Genomic DNA, 2,523 nt, shown 5'->3' with positions numbered 1-2,523 from the left:
GCGCTTGTCGCGGTAGGCCTGCGCCAGCCACAGGCCCAGGCGCCACACCGGCCAGGCCAGCAGCAGCCACGGGGCCAGCGCCAGCAGCACGATGGTGGGCCAGGCGCCCAGCACGCCCACGATCTGGATGATCCAGACCGGCGGGTCTTGCACGCCCACGGCCAGCAGGCTGAGCGCGCCGGTGCTGGCGGCCGACAGCACCAGGAAGACGGGCAGCAGGTAGGGCGCCACGGCGCGGATGCGCCCGCTGGCGCTGATGAGCAGGGCCACCACCATGGGAATGACAACCACGCTGCCCAGCCAGCCCATGACGCCGGCCCAGGTCTGCTGCTCGGTCGAATTGAGCATGACCAGCACCGCCATGACCAGCATGTAGGCACCGATGCCCGCCAGCACCCGGCCCCAGGACCAGCGCCGCAGCAGGCCCCAGCCCATGACCATGGGCCAGGCGTAGACCGCGCCCAGCACCAGCACGCGGCGCAGGGTGAAGCCTTTGTCATCTTCGTAGACGAAGAGGAAGGACAGCCAGGACTGGGTGAGGCCGATCAGCAGGCAGACGCCGGCCACCGCCAGCAGGGCGCGCAGGCTGGCGCGGTGGTGGGCGGCAGGCAGATCGGCGCGGCGCGCGCGGGCCGATGGCTGCGCCGGCGCCGGGGTGGCGGGGGCGGCCGCCGTGTCTTGCGGGGCCGGGCCGCCGCGCATCAGCGCCAGCATGCGGCGGCGGTAGGCACTGGCCACCAGCCACGACGCGATGGCCGCCAACAGCACCCCGATCTGCAACGCGAACAGCAGTTCGCCCGTGTGCCCTTTCATACGCCCACCCCGCGTGTTGCTGTGTGCATGTGAACCCCTCCCGGCTGGTGTGTGGCGGCTCGGTGAGCCGGCGGCTGAGCCAGTATCGGCCGCGCACCGGCGCCAGGCAAGCGCGGGCGCGGCCGATAATCCTCCGCATGGTTGACACCGCTTCCGCCCCCCTGGCGCCGCCCGCGCCCCTGATCCGGCCCACCTGGGCGTTTGCCCTGCGGCACCCGGCCCACTTCATCGCGCTGGGCGCGGGTTCGGGCCTGTCGCCCAGCGCACCGGGCACGGCGGGCACGCTGTGGGCGTGGGCGGCGTTCCTGGTGCTGCAACCCTTGATGAGCGACGCGGGCTGGGCGCTGCTGATCGGTCTGGGCACGCTGGTGGGCTGGTGGGCCTGCACGGTGACGGCGCGGCACATGGGCATCGCCGATTCGGGCCACATCGTGTGGGACGAGGTGGTCGCGTTCTGGCTGGTGCTGTGGCTGGTCACGCCGGCCAGCTTCTGGGCGCAGCTGGTGGCGTTTGCGCTGTTCCGCCTGTTCGACGCGGTCAAGGTCGGCCCCATGGCCTGGGCCGACCGGACGTTCAAGGGGTTCGGCCCGCGCGGGGGCTTCGGCATCTTGCTCGACGACTTTGCGGCGGCCTTCTGCACGCTGCTGGTGATCGCTTTCTGGAGGTTTTGATGCCCCCCTGCGCCGCTTCGCGTCTTCCCCCCACGGGGGAACAACACCTGCGGCCGGGCAAAGCCCGTTCCGCGGTGTTCTGGACCACCCCCCTCCATCGACACACCATCGCCCATGAACACACTTTCCATCGCTGATCTGGTTGAGCAACTCGCCACCGAACTCAAGGCGCGCCACCAGCACCTGGCCACGGCCGAGAGCTGCACCGGTGGCCTGATCGCCGGGGCCTGCACCGAGGTCAGCGGGTCGAGCGACTGGTTCGAGCGTGGCTTTGTGACCTATTCCAACGCGGCCAAGAGCGAGCTGCTGGGCGTGCCGGCGGCGCTGATCGAGGCGCACGGCGCGGTCAGCGAGGCGGTGGCGCGCGCCATGGCGGCCGGGGCGGTGGCCAATGCGCACGCGCACTGGTCGGTGGCGGTGACCGGCATCGCCGGCCCCACCGGCGGCAGCGCCGAGAAGCCGGTGGGCACGGTGTGGTTCGGCTGGGCGACGCCACAGGGCGTGTTCACCGAACTCCAGCGTTTTGACGGTGACCGCGCCGCCGTGCGCCAGGCCACGGTGGCGCATGCGCTGGCCGGGCTGCTGCAGCGGCTGGCCTGACCGGCGCGCCCACGGTGGAGCCGTTCAAGAACCTGATCAACCCCGGCACGGTGGCCCAGGCCGGGCGGCACCTGCAGCGCGTCTGGCCGGGGTTCGACCGCACACGTTTCGAGCAGCACGCCGCCACCGGGCTGGAGGACCTCGAATTCAAGGCCCGCGCCATGCAGCTGGCCGACGCGCTGCAGGCCACGCTGCCGACCCGCTTTGCCGACGCGGCCGAGGTGCTGGAGGCCAGCCTGGCCCCCCCGGTGCCGCTGGACGAGGCGGCGAACCCGCTGGCCTGAGCGACGCGCAGGGCGAAATGGGCCTGGCGGGCTGGGTTGTCTGGTCCATGGGCGAATACGTGGCGCGCCAGGGCATGGCCGACGTGCCGCGCGCCCTGGCCTGCCTGCACGCGCTCACGCAGCGCTTTTCGGCCGAGTTCGCCATCCGCCCGTTT

General features: G+C 72.1%; 4 protein-coding genes. 3 read left to right on the top strand and 1 reads right to left on the bottom strand.

What is annotated here, in order from left to right; all coding sequences use genetic code 11:
* Window positions 1-813, bottom strand: an 813-nt coding sequence (locus ACR2JA_RS00820; RefSeq protein ID WP_434007242.1) for a hypothetical protein, incomplete at its 3' end; no start/stop codon positions are given.
* Window positions 814-950: 137 nt separating this feature from the next.
* Between ACR2JA_RS00820 and ACR2JA_RS00815 the strand changes: the two genes are divergently transcribed.
* From ACR2JA_RS00815 to ACR2JA_RS00805, 3 genes are all read left to right on the top strand, one after another.
* Window positions 951-1,484, top strand: coding sequence for a phosphatidylglycerophosphatase A family protein (locus tag ACR2JA_RS00815; protein WP_434007241.1), 534 nt, complete (start codon window positions 951-953; stop codon window positions 1,482-1,484).
* A gap of 114 nt (window positions 1,485-1,598) precedes the next feature.
* Window positions 1,599-2,084: a CinA family protein gene (locus tag ACR2JA_RS00810; protein WP_434007240.1), complete on the top strand. Its 486-nt coding sequence runs from the start codon at window positions 1,599-1,601 to the stop codon at window positions 2,082-2,084.
* Window positions 2,085-2,098: 14 nt separating this feature from the next.
* Window positions 2,099-2,368: a hypothetical protein gene (locus tag ACR2JA_RS00805; protein WP_434007239.1), complete on the top strand. Its 270-nt coding sequence runs from the start codon at window positions 2,099-2,101 to the stop codon at window positions 2,366-2,368.
* Window positions 2,369-2,523 lie beyond the last annotated feature (155 nt).

Source organism: Hydrogenophaga sp. (assembly GCF_051007235.1).
GTDB lineage: Bacteria > Pseudomonadota > Gammaproteobacteria > Burkholderiales > Burkholderiaceae_C > Hydrogenophaga.
The sequence above is the reverse complement of the archived record's forward strand: the minus strand, read 5'-3'. Positions and strand labels throughout refer to the sequence as shown.